The organism is Planococcus liqunii (assembly GCF_030413595.1).
Taxonomy (GTDB): domain Bacteria; phylum Bacillota; class Bacilli; order Bacillales_A; family Planococcaceae; genus Planococcus; species Planococcus liqunii.
In genome coordinates this window covers 1,287,557-1,305,839 of record NZ_CP129238.1, presented here as the reverse complement: position 1 = coordinate 1,305,839, position 18,283 = coordinate 1,287,557, and the positions used below count along the sequence as shown (strand labels likewise).

Genomic DNA, 18,283 nt, shown 5'->3' with positions numbered 1-18,283 from the left:
TTTATTAATATATCCTACTTGAGATTCGAAGTCAATACTATTTTAAAATATTTTTTCGCGTCGTCTTAAGGACATGTATAAATATAAACCGCCCAGCGGATAAAATCAACCCTTTTTCTTAAAAAAGATTGATTTTATTTTTTGGTAGTCGGCAACGAACAAGATAATCCCCGCCAACACTACACTTCCGCCGATAATCTGACTGGCGCTCAAGGTCTCTCCAAGTATGTAATAAGCCAGTATTGCCGCCCCTACCGGCTCAAAAAGAATGGCAATGGAAATCACATTCGTGCTCACCCACTTAAGCGACCAGTTAAATAATGTATGCCCGAGAAGGTTTGGAATGATCGCCAATAACAAGAACCACATCCATTCGCTAGCCGGATAAGGCCCAAATGATTCGCCTTTGAATATGATATAGAAGAATAATGTTAGTGTGCTAACGCTATAAACTACAAATGTATAAGTAATTAGCGAAAGTCTTTTTCGAACGTCCTGCCCAAAAAGCAGATAGCCCGTAATTAATGCACAAGCGATTAAAGCTAACACATCTCCATATAAAGCGGTTCCGCTTATCTTGAAATCCCCGTAACCGATCAATACGCTCCCTAGCACTGCAATCATTCCGGAAATTAAGGTCTTGAGGGAAATATGCTCTTTAAAAAAAAGATACGTACCAATAAAAGCGAATAGCGGCTGCAGTGTTACGAGAACCGTTGAACTAGCCACGGACGTATAATTCAAAGATTCAAACCATAAAATGAAATGAAATGCTAAGAAAATCCCAGCGATTGAAGTGAAAATCCAATCTCTTTTGCTTAGCTTCTTGATTTCATGGGTATATTTCATAAAGAAGATCGGACTCATGATCAAAATTGAGAACAGCATGCGGTAAAATGCTGTAACTCCCGAATCAGCAGTCGTCATTTTCACAAAGATTGCAGAAAGTGCAACTGAGAAAACACCGATTATGATCGGAATAAAAGGATGGACCACTGGCTTTTCCATAATAATGCCTCTCTTTCTTTCGGACTGTCGTTTCAACTGTACATATTTTTCGCACTTCTATTAGTGTGACATGTCCAATCTTCTTTATCAATACTCGAAACGAAAGGAGGCCAAACTTATAGACTTTTTTTCTGCCCTTGAAATTTCATCACTCGAAACTTTTTTGAAATTATTTTTAGCTGCCATATTAAGTTTAGTGATCGGGTTGGAAAGGGAATTAAAAAGAAAGCCAGTGGGCTTAAAGACAAGCATTGTCATCGCTACTTTCAGTTGCCTGCTGACGATTATTTCCATTGAGTCTGCATATATTGCTGAAGGCAGCGAATACGCCAATGTGAATATCACAATGGATCCCCTCCGTTTGGCTGCACAAATCGTTTCCGGCATCGGTTTTCTTGGAGCAGGAGTCATTTTAAAACGCGGCAATGATTCGATCTCCGGATTAACGACTGCTGCGATGATTTGGGGAGCTGGAGGAATCGGAATTGCGGTCGCAGCTGGATTCTATATTGAAGCTGCCGTTTCTGTGCTAATCATTTTAATCGGAATTGAAGTTATCCCTCCCCTCCTTTTTAAACTCGGCCCCAAAAGGCTGCGGATGGTAGAGGCTAATATCCGGGTGGTTACATCCGAACAAAACGCAATTCCGGCCATAGTGGATGAGATAAAAGCAATCGGAGTGGTAATCGAAGCTCTTTCCATTTATGATCATCAGGAAAAAGAGGATCGGAGCCAGCACAAATTATCCATTCGAGCTTCTTTTCTTCAGGAGAAAGAAACGATTGTTCTTTATCAGGAGATTGGCAGGATCCAGTATGTTGAACACATTGAAATTGAATTGATTAGTTGAGGAGGAATTTGAATGGGAGAATTTTTTACATTGCTTAAAGGAGGCAACAAGCCATCCTTGTACGCGGCCATTACGAACACATTTATCGCAATTATGAAAGGTGTGGCCTTCTTCTTTACCGGCAACGTGGCAATGTTTGCAGAAACTATGCACTCGATCGGCGATGCAGCAAACCAATTTTTCGTCTTTATCGGATCAGCATTATCCAAAAAAGCACCGACCGAGCGATTTCCTAATGGATTTGGCCGGCTGCTGAATATCGTGCTGCTTGGAGCTGTCCTTATTGTCGGCATCATGGCATACGAAACGATTATTGAAGGCTGGCACCAAATGACTCACCCTGTTGAAGCTGAAGGATTTATCATCAGTGTTATCGTTCTCTCAATTGCTATCATCTTAGAAACTTTCGTTCTATATAAAGCTGGAAAAGAAATCCTTCATGAAGCCGGCGTTAAAGGAGGCGCAATGGCTCCGTTAACAACCAGTTTCGCTCATATGAACCGGGCAAAACCTGCAACGAAGCTCGTGTTCCTGGAAGACCTAGTCGCGACTTCCGGTGGCGTGCTTGCATTGATCGCTGTATTGATCGCCCATTACACTGGATTCCTTGCGATTGAAGGAGCCGCATCCATTGCCATCGGATTAATGATGTTTTACGTAGTCACTAAAGTATTTCTTGAAAATGCCCGTGGTGCTATCGGAGAAACTGATGAACAAATGGTCAATCATATCGCCCGTTTGTTGAGTGATCATCCAGACGTAAGAGATATCCGCAAACTTGAAGTGATCAAGGAAGGCGAATTCCTACATGTAGAAACTAAAGTTGAAGTAAACCCCTCCCTCAACGTGCCGGAAGCTGACTTGCTTCAAGATCGTTTGGCTGAACTGATTCTGAGTCAGCCGAGTGTTGACGATGTCATTGTCTCGTTGGATGCAGATGACGGAGTCAAACACTGGACCCATGTAAGCAAAAATCCTGAAACAAATGCAAACCTTTCTAAACAATAAAAAAAGCTTGAGCGCTGTTAAAATGCGCTCAAGCTTTTTTTATCTTATAGAGAGGCTTGCAAAATTTCTTTCACATCTTCATCTTTCAGTTTTGTAAAGTTGCCGAATTCTCCATAGACCATCGCTTTTTCAACCATTACATCGATTTTCGAATCATCGATATCATAGTAGTTTAAACGGGTCGGCGCGCCAAGAGAGGTCCAGAACTCCTGCAAACGGTCGATTCCTTCAAATGCCGTTTCTTCCTCTGTTTTGCCTTCCGGATTCACATCAAAGACGCGCACTGCCATCTGGGCAAACCGAGAAGGGTTTACTTTGACATTATGGCGCATCCACTGCGGGAAGAGAATCGCCAATCCACCTGCATGTGGAATATCGTAGACCGCTGACACAGCGTGCTCGATATTGTGAGTCGCCCAGTCGCCGTTATACCCCATCTGAAGGAAGTTGTTCAAGCCCATTGTCCCAGCGAATAGAATCGTTTCGCGGTGCTCATAGCTCTGCAGATCTTCCAGTAATTTCGGTGCAGTCTCGATTACTGCTTTTAAGACCCCTTCACACATCCGGTCTTGCACCGGTGTATTGGTGGCGTTGTTGAAGTACTGTTCAAAAATATGAGACATCATGTCCACAATCCCATAAACCGTATGGTTTTTAGGAACCGACATGGTATAGGTTGGATCCAAAATCGAGAATTTCGGGAATGACAGCGGGCTGCCCCAGCCGTACTTTTCCTGTGTTTCTTCATTGGTGATAACGGAACCTGAGTTCATCTCAGAACCGGTTGCAGCCAGAGTCAACACTGTACCGAATGGCAAAGCGCTTTCCGGCTTAGCTTTGCGGGAAACAAAGTCCCATGCATCGCCTTCATATGTAGCTCCGCAAGCAATCAGTTTCGCGCAGTCAATAACAGATCCGCCGCCTACTGCCAATAGCATTTCAATGCCTTCTTTTTTACAAATTTCAATGCCGCGTCTAGCTGTTGAAATGCGCGGGTTTGGTTCCACTCCTGCCAATTCGAAAACTTCCAGATCCGCTTCAGCCAAGGCCTGCATCACTTCATCATATAAACCGTTCTTCTTGATGCTGCCTCCGCCGTAGACAACCAAAACTTTCTTGCCAAATTTCGGCAACTCTTTTTTAACTGCCTCCAACTGGCCTTTACCGAATATTAACTTCACCGGGTTGTAAAATGAAAATGCATTCATCTGTTCAGCCTCCTTTTCTTCTCCTATTATGGATTTTCTGTATTAAAAACGCAAAAAATTTAAACCAAAAAGCCGCTCGGAATATTTCCCGAGCGGCTTTTCTTTAGATGCTTATACCCATCCGCGGAAGCGAGCAGCTTCTGCAGTTCTGCGTGCTCCTACCATATAGGCAGCAAGGCGCATATCGATATTGCGTGTAGTAGCAACATTGTAGACATTTTCAAAAGCGTCCACTAGTTTTTTCGTCAATTTCTCATCCACTTCTTCTTGAGTCCAGTAGTAACCTTGGTTGTTCTGTACCCATTCAAAGTAAGATACGGTAACACCGCCGGCACTTGCCAGTACATCAGGGACCAAAAGGATGCCACGTTCAGTTAAAATCTTTGTCGCTTCTGAAGTTGTCGGGCCGTTTGCCGCTTCAACTACGATGGAAGCTTTGATATTTGGTGCGTTGTCTGCTGTAATTTGGTTGGAAATTGCAGCAGGAACAATGATGTCGCAATCCAATTCAAACAATTCTTTATTGGTGATCGTGTTATCAAACAAGGTAGTCACTGTTCCGAAACTGTCGCGGCGGTCAAGCAAGTATTCTACATCCAAACCATCCGGATCGTGAAGTGCGCCATAAGCGTCTGAAATCCCGACAATCTTAGCGCCTTGATCATGCAAGAATTTAGCCAAGAAACTGCCGGCATTCCCGAAACCTTGAATGACAACGCGTGCGCCTTTCATTTCCAAACCACGTTTTTTAGCAGCTTCATTAAGAACAATGGTTACCCCTTGAGCAGTTGCTTTGTCCCGGCCTTGAGAGCCCCCAAGAACAATCGGTTTTCCGGTAATAAATCCAGGTGAATTGAATTCATCAATTTTGCTGTATTCATCGAACATCCAAGCCATGATTTGAGAGTTTGTGAAAACGTCTGGAGCCGGAATGTCTTTGTTCGGTCCAACGATCTGGCTGATCGCGCGAACATAGCCGCGGCTCAGTTTCTCAATTTCATGCATAGACATTTCACGTGGGTCACAAATAATGCCGCCTTTACCACCGCCATATGGCAAATCAACGATACCGCATTTCAGCGTCATCCACATAGATAGAGCCATAACTTCTTCACGGTTTACTTCAGGGTGGAAACGAACTCCCCCTTTTGTCGGTCCGACAGCATCGTTATGCTGCGCACGGAATCCAGTAAACACTTTTGTTTTCCCATCATCCATACGTACGGGAATACGAACTTCCATAATTCTCATTGGTTCTTTCAGAAGTTCGTACATAGCTTCTTCGTATCCGAGTTTATCCAATGCAGTTTTGATAACGTTCTGTGTTGACGTCAACAAATTCAGGTTTTCAGCCATTGTTTTAATTCGCCTCTTTATATCATAGTAATTACTCCGCAACTAGTGTAACATAATTCACTTTGCATGTGTCAGGAACATCTTATTTTGAAAAGACTTTTTGGATGCGCTCAATTGCCCAGTCCAGATCTTCTTTTGAAATAATAAGTGGTGGTGCAAAACGGATAACAGTATCATGCGTTTCTTTGCACAATAGCCCCAGTTCTTTTAACTGTTCGCAATATGGACGGGCCTCTTCTGTAAGCTCCATTCCAATGAACAATCCGCGGCCGCGAACTTCTTTGATAGATGGGTGGTCAATTTCACGCAATTTGCCCATGAAATAGTCGCCCAGTTCCAAAGAACGATCAGCCAGTTTCTCATCTTGCAGCACTTCCATCGATGCAATGGATACTGCACAAGCAAGCGGATTTCCGCCAAACGTAGAACCATGCGAACCCGGGTTAAAAACGCCAAGGACTTCGTGGTCAGCTACTACACAAGAAATCGGGAATACGCCGCCGCCTAGTGCTTTACCGAGTATGTACATATCCGGGTTTACATCTTCCCATTCACAGGCGAACATTTTGCCAGTACGCGCAAGGCCGCATTGGATTTCGTCAGCAATAAACAAAACATTGTTTTCGCGGCAAAGTTCTCTTGCAGCTTTCAAGAATCCTTCTTCCGGCATAATGATTCCAGCTTCGCCTTGGATTGGCTCAATCAGGAATGCAGCAGTGTTCGGCGTGATGGCATTTTTCAAGGCTTCCAAATCGCCGAAAGGAATTAAGTTGATGCCTGGAAGCATTGGGCCAAAGCCTCTGCGGTATTCAGGATCAGATGATAAAGAAACAGCCGTCATTGTACGGCCATGGAAGTTTCCGTTGCATGCAATGATTTCCGCTTTGTTTTCTTCCACGCCTTTAACGTCATAGGCCCAACGGCGAGCCGCTTTGAAAGCGGTTTCTACAGCTTCAGCACCAGTGTTCATTGGCAATGCCATTTCTTTGCCGGAGATTTTGCAGATCATTTCATACCACGGCGCCAGCATATCGTTATGGAACGCACGCGAAGTCAACGTCACACGGTCTGCTTGGTCTTTTAATGCCTGGATAATTTTCGGATGGCGATGTCCTTGGTTTACTGCAGAATAAGCAGACAGCATATCCATGAATTTATTGCCTTCTGGATCAGTCACCCAAACCCCTTGTGCTTCTGTGATAACAATCGGAAGTGGATGGTAGTTGTTAGCCCCGTACTTTTCAGTAGTTTGAATAATTTCTTGTGTTTTTGTCATGTTATTTCCTCCTTTTTTAAAAAAGGCAGACTTATCGTCTGCCTTAATTATGAATTATTATAACATTTAATGAATTATTATAACATCTCTGAAGTTGTTTTTGCTTGCATGTGAAGCGTCAGGTAATCCGGTCCGCCTGCTTTTGAGTCAGTTCCAGACATGTTGAATCCGCCAAATGGCTGGTATCCAACGATAGCGCCTGTGCATCCGCGGTTGAAGTACAAGTTTCCGACATGGAAATCTTCACGTGCCTGCTCCAAATGTTCACGGTTGTTTGTAATAACCGCTCCAGTCAAACCGTACTCAGTGTTGTTAGCGATTTCGATTGCTTCAGTAAAGTCTTTAGCTTTTGAAATGCCGATGACCGGGCCAAAAATTTCTTCTTGCATAATGCGTGAGTTCGGATCAAGATCAGCGAAAATTGTCGGGTTCACGAAATAACCTGTAGAGTCATCTCCAGTACCACCGGCAACTAGACGGCCTTCTTCTTTTCCGATTTCAATGTAGTCTGTGATTTTTTTGAAAGCAGCTGAGTCAATAACCGGTCCCATAAAGTTGTTTTGGTCAACAGGGTTTCCGATTGTCAATTCACCCGTTAATTCGATAACACGATCTACTACTTGGTCGTATACATCTTCAACGATTACAGCGCGTGAAGCTGCTGAACATTTTTGTCCACTGAAGCTGAATGCAGATTTCACGATGGATTGTGCAGCAAGTTCAAGGTCCGCTTCTTTATCTACGACCATTGTATCTTTTCCGCCCATTTCAGCGATTAAACGTTTCATCCAGATTTGCCCTTCGTTTACTTTAGAAGAACGTTCTGCGATGCGAAGTCCGACAGCACGTGAACCCGTGAATGAGATAAAGCGAGTTTGTGGGTGGTCTACCAAGTAGTCCCCTACTTCTCCGCCAGGTCCTGGAATGTAGTTGACGACGCCTGCTGGCATGCCCGCTTCTTCAAGAACTTCGATAAATTTGTAAGCAACTACCGGAGTTGTTGAAGCCGGCTTCAATAGAACCGTGTTTCCAGTTACCATCGCTGCAACAGTTGTACCTGCCATGATAGCGAAAGCAAAGTTCCAAGGTGAAATGACAACACCAACACCTAAAGGAATGTAATCGTAGCGGTTGTACTCGCCCGGGCGGCTTTCTACTGGCATGCCATCTTTAAGGCGAAGCATTTGGCGACCGTAATATTCAAGGAAATCGATTGCTTCAGCTGTATCCGCATCTGCTTCGTTCCAAGGTTTACCTGCTTCTTTAGTTAAAAGCGCAGAGAATTCATGTTTGCGGCGGCGGATGATTGCAGCAGCTTTAAACAATACGTCTGCACGCACTTCCGGTTTTACTTTTTTCCATGTTTTAAACGCTTCAAGAGCACTTTGCATCGCTTTTTCAGCTAAGTCTTTATTTGATTTAGAAACGCGGCCTACGATTTCTTCTTTGTCTGCCGGGTTGAATGAAACGATTTTGTCTTCTGTCATGACACGCTCGCCACCGATAATTAGCGGGTAGTCTTGACCTAAGTAAGCTTCAACTGTTTTCAAACCTTCTAAATACGCATTGCGGTTCGATTCAATTGAAAAATCAGTAAATGGTTCATGTTTGTAGGGAATCATGTAAATCCTCCTCGAATTTGGATAAGCGCAAAAAATATTTGCACTTCTAATCTCTTTCCATATATAATAATGCAAAAGATTGTTGCATTTTTCAAGTATTATCTATTAAAAAGTTCAAATATTTTTGAGGTGATTGGATTGACTACTGGAGAAATAGATTTGTCGCCCTTTCTAAAGTTTGCAGCAGAGCATGTAGCAGTAGGTATTCACGCTGTTGATCTGAAAGGGAAGACCATTTTATACAACCAAAAAATGAAAGAAATTGAAGGCTTTGATTTTGAGGAACTGGTTGACCGCTCCCTGCTTGAGGTGTTCCGATTTGAACAGCATGAAAGCACCCTTTTGCAAGTTCTTCAAACCGGTGAAGCTGTATTAAATGCGAAGCAAACCTATTGGAACCGGAAAGGCCAGCAAATCACCACATTGAATGATACCTACCCAGTTGCCCAAAGCGGCCAATTAATCGGTGCTGTCGAATTATCGCGTGACGTCACGACGCTTGAAAAAGTGGTTTACCAGCCTCTGAAAAAATACGAAGAGCCGATTACGTTCAACAGTATTACAGCTATTTCAGACAGCATGAAAAAAGTGATTGCCACAGCTGAAAAAGCAGCAACGACCAAATTGCCGGTACTTTTGATCGGTGAATCCGGTACCGGGAAGGAACTGATTGCTGAATCCATCCACTGGGCTTCTTCTTCATCCGGTCAATTGAATACGCTTTATTGCCACGGGGCAAATGAAAAATTGATTGATCAGTTAAATCAAGAATTGTCCGGCGGCACCATTTACTGTGAACGGATCGACTTATTGCCTCCGGCTTTACAAGTCCAATTATTGAAAATGGCACAAAAGCAGATGAACGGCGATACGTATTTCATAGCGAGTGTTGGCGAAGATCCTGTTGAATTGATCGCTTCGAAGAAACTATTAAAAGAGCTTTATTACTTTTTCTCAGCGATGACGATCCAATTAGAACCGCTCCGGAACCGCAAAGAAGACATTATGCCGTTCATCGAGGATTATTTGTCGCGGCACCGCATGTACTTCGGATCGCGGGTCAGCCGCTTAGATGAAGAGGTGAAAAATCTATTCATGGCCTATGACTGGCCGGGCAATTTAAAAGAACTTGAATTGCTGATGGATGAGACCACTTCCTTGATCACGACGCAAGAAAGCATCAGTGTGGATCTGCTCCCCCAGCATTTCAAATCCAAAACGATGAACAAAACGGCGTTGACGCCTGAAGATTTCATCATCCGGGCCGGCAAAGACTTGCTGCCGCTTGATGATTATCTGCTGGAAGCTGAAATGTATTATTTGCTGAAAGCCATGGACCTCCACGGCGGCAATGTAACAAAAGCAGCGGCAGCGCTCGGAATGAGCCGCCAGAACCTGCAGTACCGCTTGCGAAAAATCAAAAAAAACGAAGCACAGACATGATGTCTGTGCTTCGTTTTTGCGTTTAGGCTGTATGGCCGTCAGCGCTTTTCTTGTTGTCTAGCTGCAGCGCCTAGTCCCTCGGGGTCTTAAGTCAGCCCAACGCCGTGGCAAAAAAGCGCCACTTCGTTGTTCTGCCTTAAGCCTGTCGGGACTGAGCAGGCGCTTCCGCTTTTCTTACTGCCCAGTTCCGGCGACCAGGTCCTCGGAGCATAAGTCGTCCCGGCTGTGCGGCTGAAAACATGCCGCTTCGCCAGTACGCCTTATGTCTGTCGAACCTTGCTCGATCGCCTACACATTTCTTACTGTCTAGCTGCAACGCCTAGCTCCTCGAGACGCTTCGGACTTGCCGATAATGGCAAAAGCACCATTACCTTCAAGTCCTCCAGCGCTTGTCGGAGCTGAGCAGGCGCTTCCGCTTTTCTTACTGCCCTGAACGTTTGATCCATTCTTGCATTTTGTCTTTCAATGAGTTGAATCCTTCAGAGTCGTTTTCGTTTACGTGCGACTGAAGAGATTGTTTTGGTTTTTCAGTGCGTTGAGCTGCTGGTGGCTGCTCTTGTAATGCACGGATTGACAAGCTGATTTTTTTAGATTTTTCGTCAACTTCCAAAACTTTCACGTTAACTTCCTGGCCTACTGCCAAGTATTCGCTAACTTCTTTAACGTAGCCGTGTGTAATTTCTGAAATGTGGACCAATCCTTGAGTCTGATCGTCCAATGCTACGAATGCGCCGTAAGGCTGAATTCCTGTTACTTTACCTGCTACTGTGTCGCCTGTTTGATATTTTGTCATGTTCTACCCGCTCCTATACTTATCTAATTATCCTGTACACCTATTGGCATCTGTATATTATAGCACAATACATGCCTAGGAGTAAAATCAGTATGGAATTAAGTCTTCCATTCGCCATCCTTTTTCGGTTTTCACCATGTTTATCGTATAGCCTTCAGAAGAATCAGCTGTTATTCGCTCTACGTTTAACCCGCCTCTTATGTGATTCTCTGTATAGCCGTAGTAGGAATAATCTATAGAAAAATTCAAAGAACTTAGTTCCTTAAAATAAGGGTAAACAGTTTCAAGTTGGGAGGTTTCAAATGCCACAAGCGCTTGCTCCTGTTCGGCCCCCTCCGATAAAGCCATCATCGACTGTGTGTCTCCCTTTTCCCGTGCCAGCAAATACATTCCCCCGATTTCAGCGGGGGACACACGATTCAGCAAAGCTTCGTTATGCCAGGCAGAAAACGTTTCGTACAGACTTTCCACTTTCTTAACAAAAGGAGCTTCTTTGACAGCCAAATCATAGCCTTCATATAACTGGGTCCGCACAAGCCAGGTGTCGTTGTCCGAAGCAACAAGCGTTTGAGCTTGCCGCCACATCCTTTGTTCATCTTTAAAACCGATCATCGGCTCCACGTAAACATTGGCGCCTATCCGGTAAGGACTGTCTTCTGCTATTTCCAGGAAACCGGCCTCTTCCTTAAGGGCCGGCATTTTTCTCCAGATCGCTTTGTATTCTTCCAACTCCGGCTTTTCCTCTTCTTCGGCCAATAAATGCCACATCGTTTCTGCGTCTTCAAGCCCATTGGCGTAATCGAAGAGCAAAACAATTTGAAGAGGCGGCACTCCCTCCAGCAGTTTCAAGTCATAGTTCTTTGAGAAACTGTCGTAAAGCTGGGCAATTGGTGCAGCATCAAAGTGATCCATTTCAATACGGGCCGATTCCACTTCAAAGTTCCCATAAGGCAATCTTTCCGCCAGTGCTCCTTCCTTTTCCAGCTCCAGTGCCCTCAAAAGATCTTTGTAAGCCAATTGATCGTAGCTTTTTGAAGCGGTCCAACCGCTCGCTTCCATCTCGTCCAATATTGGCAGTAAAATAAAAATCATTGGATTTTTCGTTTGCATCGCCAGTTCTTTCCACGTCCGCCGGTATTCGGGTTTGACGACGCCCTTTTGGTCAAACACCGGCTGATTTTCATTGCCTTTTAAAGCCAGCCAGAAAGATTGCATGAAAATTGGCAAGTAGTCCTCGTAGATTTCACTGGAACGCTCCTCCAAGAGCAGCGCTTCTTCCATCATCATCAGCGAATGAGACAATCCTTCTATCGGCACTAACAGCCCTTGCTCATCAAAATACGGTTCATTCATCATCAAATTAAAATGATTGGTGGATAGCAAATACGAATTTAGCACATCATTTGCATAGAAAGTTTCCATATTGCGGCGCATGATAAAACGGTCTTCCGATGGATGTTTAAGGACAGTCAAACTTTGTTCCCGCAGTCCGCCCAACAGCCGTTCTATTTCTTCCGGAAACTCATCATTGTTTGCCAGCAGCTTCTCAGCAGACATTTCCCCATTAAAGCGGATCTGTGAAAGCGCTGAAGCATGCCGTTCAAAAATCTCTGCATCCGCCTCAATTAATTCAGTCGTTTTCAGTTTGTAATTATCCAGGAATGCTTCCACTTCTTCTCCCGCCAGAAAAGCATCTGGAAACTTCAATTCCATCCCTTTCGGTGTCTCAATTTTCAAAAGCAGCTTATTGACTTCATGCTCCATTTTCTTTGGATCGTTTTCCATCTTTTTAATCGCTTCTTTGCCCAGCACTCTTTTCTTCGCTGCATCCGCTTCTTTAACATACGCAAATTTTTCGTATGTTTTCGAATCTATCCCCAAACGTTCAGGCGAAGATTGGCGAATGGCATCGTATTCCGCTTGCCAGTTTTTCACCATTTCCTTGGTGATTGTTTCAGCTGAAGCGGCTTCCGTTGAAGAGGCGATGTTTGGGTTCGGATCGTTTAAGAGAAAAGAAGCGCCAATCACCCCGGATATGAACAAGCCGGCTGCCGCCAGCAAAACGGCAGTGCGTTTGCCAGCTTTATTGGTTGCCGGGGATTTTCCAAGAGCCAACAGCTCCTCGCGTTGTTCTTCAAAGGAAAAGAGCTCTTCCTCCGGAAATGGCAAAGAAATTCTCGCATATGATTTTGCGACAAACTCCAGCCTTTTCTCTGTCTGGTCTTCCTTTTCCATCCCCAATGCGCGGGTAAGCTCCGCCTTCGCAGCTGCCAGCTGATCGTTTATCTGCTGTTCCGTTTTTTCTGTAATCCACGCTGCTTCTTCTGAACTTTTCTTTATGAATGAAACCAAAGCAAGAGCAACCCGCTGCGGCTCTGCCAATGCTTGAATCGCTGCATGCGTTTCAAGGTCTTCCTCAAACCGAAGTACATCTATTTCTGCATCTTTTGTTTTCTCATTAAAAGCGGCAAGCTTGCTGATGGCAGTCTGCCACAACCTGTTGTCTGCTTCATTCGGTTTTAGGCCAGGCAGGACTTGATAAAATTCCTGAAAAACGGCCAGCTGATACTTTCCTGACCGATTAGGGGAAACACCATTTTGAAATCCAAATTGGCCGATTTTCGCCTGGCATTGCCAGCACCATTCAACGAAAGCATCCCGGCTGCCGCTTTGCGCACGCTCAAAAAGTTCCTCCACTCCACACCCTCCTTTATCATGAATATTCAATCTTTTCCTTTTTCTGTTTATTATACACGAGAATTAACCTATAAATCATTTTCGGCTATTTTTTTCATACGTGCTCGTGTAGAATGAGAAAATATTTAGAAATAGGAGTGACGAAATGGAAAAACGCGAACAATGGACTTCCAAACTCGGATTTATCCTTGCAGCCGCAGGGAGTGCCATCGGGTTAGGCGCGATTTGGAAGTTCCCATATGAAACCGGTTCAAATGGCGGCAGTGTCTTTATCTTGATGTTCATTGTCTCAACCATCGCAATCGGTTTGCCTATCCTGCTTGCCGAGTTTGTTATCGGAAGGCGTGGCCAGGCAGATGCAGTAACCGGGTTAAAGAAACAGGCACCCGGCAAGAAATGGTTTTTAATCGGCTGGTCCGGCTTCTTCTTCTCGTTCATGATCCTGTCTTTTTACAGTGTTGTGGGCGGTTGGATTTTGTCTTACCTCGGCCGTGCCATATTGCTTCAATTATCGAATTTAGGAGATGCAGATTTCGCCAATTTGTTTAATGGCATTATCGGGAATCCGCTGGAAGTGTTGATTGCCCAGGCGCTATTTATGTTCTTGACCATTTGGATTGTTCAAGGCGGCGTGCAAGCCGGCATTGAACGTGCCAGCAAAATTATGATGCCCGCGTTGCTATTGTTCTTCCTGGTATTAATGATTCGTTCATTAACTCTGGACGGGGCAATTGAAGGCGTTAAGTTTATGCTTGTTCCAGACTGGTCTTTCTTTACGTTCGATACAGCTTTAACAGCACTTGGCCAGGCATTTTTCTCGCTGAGTGTTGGAGTTGCAGGTATGATTACATACGCTTCTTATTTATCAAAAGCGGAAAACCTGACACGCTCAGCCCTTAGTGTCGTTTCTCTGAACATCATCATTTCCGTCATGGCGGGCTTGATCATCTTCCCGGCCGTGTTTGCACTCGGCTACTCACCGGATCAAGGTCCGGGGCTTGTATTCATCATTCTTCCGGCTATCTTTGACCAGTTGTTTATGGGTGAATTCCTGATGATCATTTTCTTTGTGCTTATGCTGTTCGCTACGCTGACTTCTTCCATTGCAATGCTGGAAATTGTGGTATCGATCGGAGTAAAAAACAAATTCGAACGCCGGCGCACATTGGCTTGGCTTTACGGGTTGATGATCTTTGTCGTTGGCATTCCAAGCGCTTTGTCATTCGGCGTCATGTCTGAACCGTTTTTGTTCGGTTATACGTTCTTTGATTTCATCGATATTCTCACCAGCAAAATCGGCTTGCCGCTCGGTGCGCTTTTCACCGCTCTTTTCGCCGGCTATGTGCTGACGAAAAAAGATACCGCCCTGGAACTCGGCGGAGAATCCGCGTGGGTTTCGATTTGGCGGATACTGGTCCGGTATGTCGCTCCAGTCGCCATTATCATTGTTTTTATCCAGGGAATCCTGGACGTTTTCTAAAAATATATACCTAAAAATGCCATAATTTCGTTTAGCGAAATTCTACATTTATGGTATGATTTGAGTAAGGAAACGCACTATTATGCAAAGGAGTGTATGAATTTGAGAGAAGATTTGCATGCCCAACTAAAATTCCTTCGGGAAGAACGCCGTCTGTCATTGGATGAATTGGCTTTGAAAGCACGCGTCGGCGTAGCTCGCCTCCAGGCATACGAATCAGGGGAAGAAGTACCTTCTGTACAAACTATTTTAAAGCTTTCAAATGCGCTAGAAGTGCCAGCTTCCAATTTGCTGGACTCGTTGGAAACAACCAAATAAAAAAAGCTTTCGGCTTATCGCGCCGAAAGCTTTTTCTTTTTAAATAATGGATTTTGCTTCGTATTTAAAGCCAAGCAGTTTATAGGAAATATCCACACATTTCTCCAGGGGAATCCACTTATCAAAAGAGAATTCATAAATCTTCTGGATTTGTTTAGCCAAATCGGAAGGATGGTCGAGCAGATGAAGCTGGGCTACCACATCCACAATTTCCGTTTCGTATTGGTCTTTCCCGACTGAAAACGGATCCCATTCTTCAAGAACTCGTGCAGCTTTCCGATTCATTTCACTTGTTTCCATTTCATTTCACCTGACATTTCTAGTATGTTACCAGCAATAATAGCATAGAAATGAGAAAAAGAAAGAAAATTTTCTTTAAAGCGGCGGCTTTTCCACTCCAAGATGGACCCAATCCTCTTTTGGCGGTCCATAAACTCCGTAAGGTTTGATGCCAGCTTGCCGGATAAGAACGGTCATCTGTCCCCGGTGGTGAACCGTATGCTTGATCAGCCCCATAAGGATTTGCGCATTCGTTTCTTGTCTGCCAAAAGCAGCCTGCACGTCCTTTAATGATTCGTCAGTCCAGTGCAGCTGAATGGCTTCCGCTCCAGCAATGCTGGTGCGCTTGAACGCTTCTGCAATTTCCTTAGCGGTGGCCGGAACGGTTTCCGGATTTTCTTTCTGATCGGTTTTTACGCCAAAATGATTCAGGTATTCAGGAATCGTCGTTGTGATATGCCAGGCAAGACGCCCCAATGTACGGCCTTCCGGATAAACCTTCTGGTCCAGTGATTCATCAGTCAGCCCTTCTAAAACCTTTTGGGTCAGCTCAGCTTCCCGCTCCCATTCTTTCAGGAAATCTTCTACTGTTACGTACATAACTTTTTTCCTCCCTTACTAAATTCGTCTCCTTAGCTATTTGGCCATTTATCCGAAAACTCCTGCAAAACTGCTCTCCTTAGTTTTTTCTATAGAAAAGAGGGAAATCCATATTAATTGGATTTCCCTCTTTTTATCATTTTTCTAGAATTTCAATCGAGTCGATTGTAATGTCTTTTACCGGTCTCTCTTGCTGGGTTTCTGTCGCGGCGATGGCATCCACCACGTCCATGCCTTCAACTACCTGGCCAAACACAGTATGTTTGCCATCAAGCCAAGAAGCGCCGCCCATTTCTTTATAAGCTGCTTTTATTTCTTCCGGATGGTCAGCTGGAATTTGTTCGGCAGGAACTTCCGTTGCCTGGACAATGAAAAACTGGCTGCCATTTGTTCCAGGACCTGCGTTTGCCATGGAAAGGGCTCCGCGGATGTTGTATAAATTCTTACTGAATTCATCTTCGAACGGCTTGCCGTAAATGCTTTCTCCACCGCCGCCGGTGCCTGTCGGATCACCGCCTTGAATCATAAAGCCTTCCATTACCCGATGGAAGAGAAGTCCGTCGTAATAGCCATTTTCAGCATGTGTCAGAAAGTTTTCGACGGCTTTAGGCGCCAGTTCCGGAAAAAGTTTGATTTTAATGTCGCCCATTGATGTCTTCATTGCCACCAGCGCTTCATTGTCTGCCACTTCTTTCGACAATTGTGGATAGCCTTCTATCACTTTTGCTTCAGAAGCCGTTTCGGATGATGTTTCTGTGTTGGCTGGTTCAGTTGTTGCAGTTTCACTATTGGTATTGCAGGCAGCCAGAAAAGCTGTAAGCAATACGATTGGCATTAGTTTTTTTCTCATTGTCTTCACCCCGCTTCATTTTAGCATAAAGAATATGGCCAGTCAGTTCAGTATCCTATTTTGCTTCTCCCTCCCTTTAAATTAAAGCCGAATTTATTGAAAACACTTGTAATTCACCTTACTTTTTTCGTGTGACGAAATATATTATACTAGAGCTAGATCCATGGTTCAGAAAGAAGGGGTTCCGAATGGATGCACAAAAAAAGAATTTCTTTATCATTATATTTTCCAACTTCCTCGTAGCAGGAAGCACCACCATGATTATGCCTTTTTTATCGCTTTATATTGAAACGCTTGGCAATTATTCAGAAGCATATGTCCAACGGTGGGCTGGGCTGGTATTCGGCGTGACGTTTGTCGCGGCTTTGTTCATGTCGCCAATCTGGGGAAGGATTGCAGATAAATACGGCTATAAGCCGATCCTGATCATCAACGGGTTCGGGATTGCTATTAGTATATTTTTGATGGGCACCGCCGATTCTGTTCATGAATTATTTTTAATCCGGCTGTTCATGGGTGTTGTTACCGGCTTTATCCCTACTTCCCTTGCATTCGTCAGCTCGCAAACCCGCAGAGAAGAAGCGGGCAAGACGCTTGGCACACTGCAGATGGGGAGTGTATCGGGCACTTTGTTCGGTCCGGTGATTGGCGGGTTGATGGCGGATGCTTTCGGCTTTATCTATACGTTCGTCATTACGTCCGGCGTTATCGGGATTGCGGCTCTTCTCGTCGCTTTCGGTTTGAAAGAAATCAAACGGGTGAAGAAAAAAGATGCGCATGTCTACGCGCGAAAAACAATCATTCAAGGGATACTCAATCACCGGCTGCTGTTTAATGTCATGATCATCACGTCGCTGATCCAAATCGGCAACTTTTCCATACAGCCGCTTTTGTCGCTATATGTCGCTCATTTGACCGACGGCTCACAAGTTGCGCTGCTCGCCGGGATTACGTTTAGTGCGACCGGTGTCGGGAATCTGTTGTTTGCCCGCCGCTGGGGACGGCTAGGCGACCAGATCGGCTACGAGAAAGTGCTGACGTTTTTGCTGATTCTCGCCTTTGTCTTTATCGTCCCGCAAGCGTTTGTGACTGAGCTTTGGCAATTGATGATCCTTCGCCTGCTGTTCGGGATTGCTGTCGGCGGTATGATTCCAACGACGACCGCTTTAATGCGCAGAGAAGCGCCGATTGAAATCCAAGGGGAAATTATGGGCTATAACACAAGCTTCCGCTTCCTAGGCAATATCATCGGTCCAATGTTCGGAGGGATTGTCAGTGGATTTATCGGCATTCCATCCGTATTTATCGTCACTGGCACGCTTTTCCTGGTCTCCTTTGTCTTTTTGAAATACACCACCTCCAAACCGGAGCAGGATTTCGAAGACGTACTGCTGGAACAGGAATTGAAATCGATGTAATAAGAAAAGCGCTGGAGGCTGCACAAAGAAAAAGCCGATTTTCATCAGAAAATCGGCTTTTTTTATTATGTCTTTTA

16 protein-coding genes are annotated in these 18,283 nt (G+C 44.6%); 6 read left to right on the top strand and 10 right to left on the bottom strand.

Features of this window, described 5'->3' with window-relative positions; all coding sequences use genetic code 11:
• Positions 1–105 precede the first annotated feature (105 nt).
• On the bottom strand, positions 106–1,008 hold the full coding sequence (locus QWY22_RS06530) for a DMT family transporter (RefSeq protein ID WP_300983630.1): 903 nt from the start codon (positions 1,006–1,008) through the stop codon (positions 106–108).
• Between the two features lie 118 nt (positions 1,009–1,126).
• Here QWY22_RS06530 and QWY22_RS06525 point away from each other — a divergent pair, with 118 nt between their 5' ends.
• Together QWY22_RS06525 and QWY22_RS06520 are read left to right on the top strand one after the other, a co-directional pair.
• A complete protein-coding gene (locus tag QWY22_RS06525) occupies positions 1,127–1,858 on the top strand; it encodes an MgtC/SapB family protein (RefSeq protein WP_300984344.1) in 732 nt (243 codons plus the stop codon).
• Positions 1,859–1,870: 12 nt separating this feature from the next.
• Positions 1,871–2,866, top strand: a complete 996-nt coding sequence (locus QWY22_RS06520) for a cation diffusion facilitator family transporter (RefSeq protein ID WP_300983629.1) — start codon at positions 1,871–1,873, stop codon at positions 2,864–2,866.
• A gap of 44 nt (positions 2,867–2,910) precedes the next feature.
• Here the strand turns inward: QWY22_RS06520 and QWY22_RS06515 are convergent, their stop codons facing one another.
• The 4 genes from QWY22_RS06515 to pruA all read right to left on the bottom strand — a co-directional run bounded on the left by QWY22_RS06515 (position 2,911) and on the right by pruA (position 8,328).
• Positions 2,911–4,074 carry an iron-containing alcohol dehydrogenase gene (locus tag QWY22_RS06515; protein WP_300983628.1) on the bottom strand — a complete coding sequence of 388 codons (1,164 nt, stop codon included), beginning with the start codon at positions 4,072–4,074 and terminating at the stop codon, positions 2,911–2,913.
• A 111-nt stretch (positions 4,075–4,185) separates the two neighbouring features.
• On the bottom strand, positions 4,186–5,430 hold the full coding sequence (locus QWY22_RS06510; RefSeq protein ID WP_036808413.1) for a Glu/Leu/Phe/Val family dehydrogenase: 1,245 nt from the start codon (positions 5,428–5,430) through the stop codon (positions 4,186–4,188).
• A gap of 82 nt (positions 5,431–5,512) precedes the next feature.
• A complete protein-coding gene (locus QWY22_RS06505; protein ID WP_300983627.1) occupies positions 5,513–6,706 on the bottom strand; it encodes an ornithine--oxo-acid transaminase in 1,194 nt (397 codons plus the stop codon).
• A 77-nt stretch (positions 6,707–6,783) separates the two neighbouring features.
• Positions 6,784–8,328, bottom strand: a complete 1,545-nt coding sequence (gene pruA / locus QWY22_RS06500; RefSeq protein WP_036808407.1) for an L-glutamate gamma-semialdehyde dehydrogenase — start codon at positions 8,326–8,328, stop codon at positions 6,784–6,786.
• Between the two features lie 138 nt (positions 8,329–8,466).
• Between pruA and QWY22_RS06495 the strand changes: the two genes are divergently transcribed.
• Positions 8,467–9,771 (top strand): sigma 54-interacting transcriptional regulator, encoded by a 1,305-nt coding sequence (locus QWY22_RS06495; protein WP_300983625.1) that lies wholly within the window; start codon positions 8,467–8,469, stop codon positions 9,769–9,771.
• A gap of 421 nt (positions 9,772–10,192) precedes the next feature.
• Here the strand turns inward: QWY22_RS06495 and yugI are convergent, their stop codons facing one another.
• Positions 10,193–10,564 (bottom strand): S1 domain-containing post-transcriptional regulator GSP13, encoded by a 372-nt coding sequence (gene yugI, locus QWY22_RS06490; RefSeq protein WP_036808401.1) that lies wholly within the window; start codon positions 10,562–10,564, stop codon positions 10,193–10,195.
• Between the two features lie 87 nt (positions 10,565–10,651).
• Positions 10,652–13,261 carry a hypothetical protein gene (locus QWY22_RS06485; protein WP_300983624.1) on the bottom strand — a complete coding sequence of 870 codons (2,610 nt, stop codon included), beginning with the start codon at positions 13,259–13,261 and terminating at the stop codon, positions 10,652–10,654.
• Positions 13,262–13,406: 145 nt separating this feature from the next.
• Between QWY22_RS06485 and QWY22_RS06480 the strand changes: the two genes are divergently transcribed.
• Positions 13,407–14,741, top strand: coding sequence for a sodium-dependent transporter (locus QWY22_RS06480; RefSeq protein WP_300983623.1), 1,335 nt, complete (start codon positions 13,407–13,409; stop codon positions 14,739–14,741).
• A 96-nt stretch (positions 14,742–14,837) separates the two neighbouring features.
• Positions 14,838–15,059, top strand: coding sequence for a helix-turn-helix domain-containing protein (locus tag QWY22_RS06475; RefSeq protein ID WP_436836776.1), 222 nt, complete (start codon positions 14,838–14,840; stop codon positions 15,057–15,059).
• Between the two features lie 39 nt (positions 15,060–15,098).
• On the opposite strand, the gene QWY22_RS06470 is transcribed toward QWY22_RS06475, so the two are convergent.
• The 3 genes from QWY22_RS06470 to QWY22_RS06460 all read right to left on the bottom strand — a co-directional run bounded on the left by QWY22_RS06470 (position 15,099) and on the right by QWY22_RS06460 (position 16,788).
• A complete protein-coding gene (locus QWY22_RS06470) occupies positions 15,099–15,359 on the bottom strand; it encodes a DUF1871 family protein (RefSeq protein WP_300983621.1) in 261 nt (86 codons plus the stop codon).
• Positions 15,360–15,434: 75 nt separating this feature from the next.
• Positions 15,435–15,938 (bottom strand): DinB family protein, encoded by a 504-nt coding sequence (locus QWY22_RS06465; RefSeq protein WP_300983620.1) that lies wholly within the window; start codon positions 15,936–15,938, stop codon positions 15,435–15,437.
• A gap of 136 nt (positions 15,939–16,074) precedes the next feature.
• Positions 16,075–16,788, bottom strand: a complete 714-nt coding sequence (locus tag QWY22_RS06460; RefSeq protein WP_300983619.1) for a peptidylprolyl isomerase — start codon at positions 16,786–16,788, stop codon at positions 16,075–16,077.
• A gap of 188 nt (positions 16,789–16,976) precedes the next feature.
• Here QWY22_RS06460 and QWY22_RS06455 point away from each other — a divergent pair, with 188 nt between their 5' ends.
• Positions 16,977–18,206, top strand: coding sequence for an MFS transporter (locus QWY22_RS06455; RefSeq protein WP_300983618.1), 1,230 nt, complete (start codon positions 16,977–16,979; stop codon positions 18,204–18,206).
• Positions 18,207–18,283: the final 77 nt, after the last annotated feature.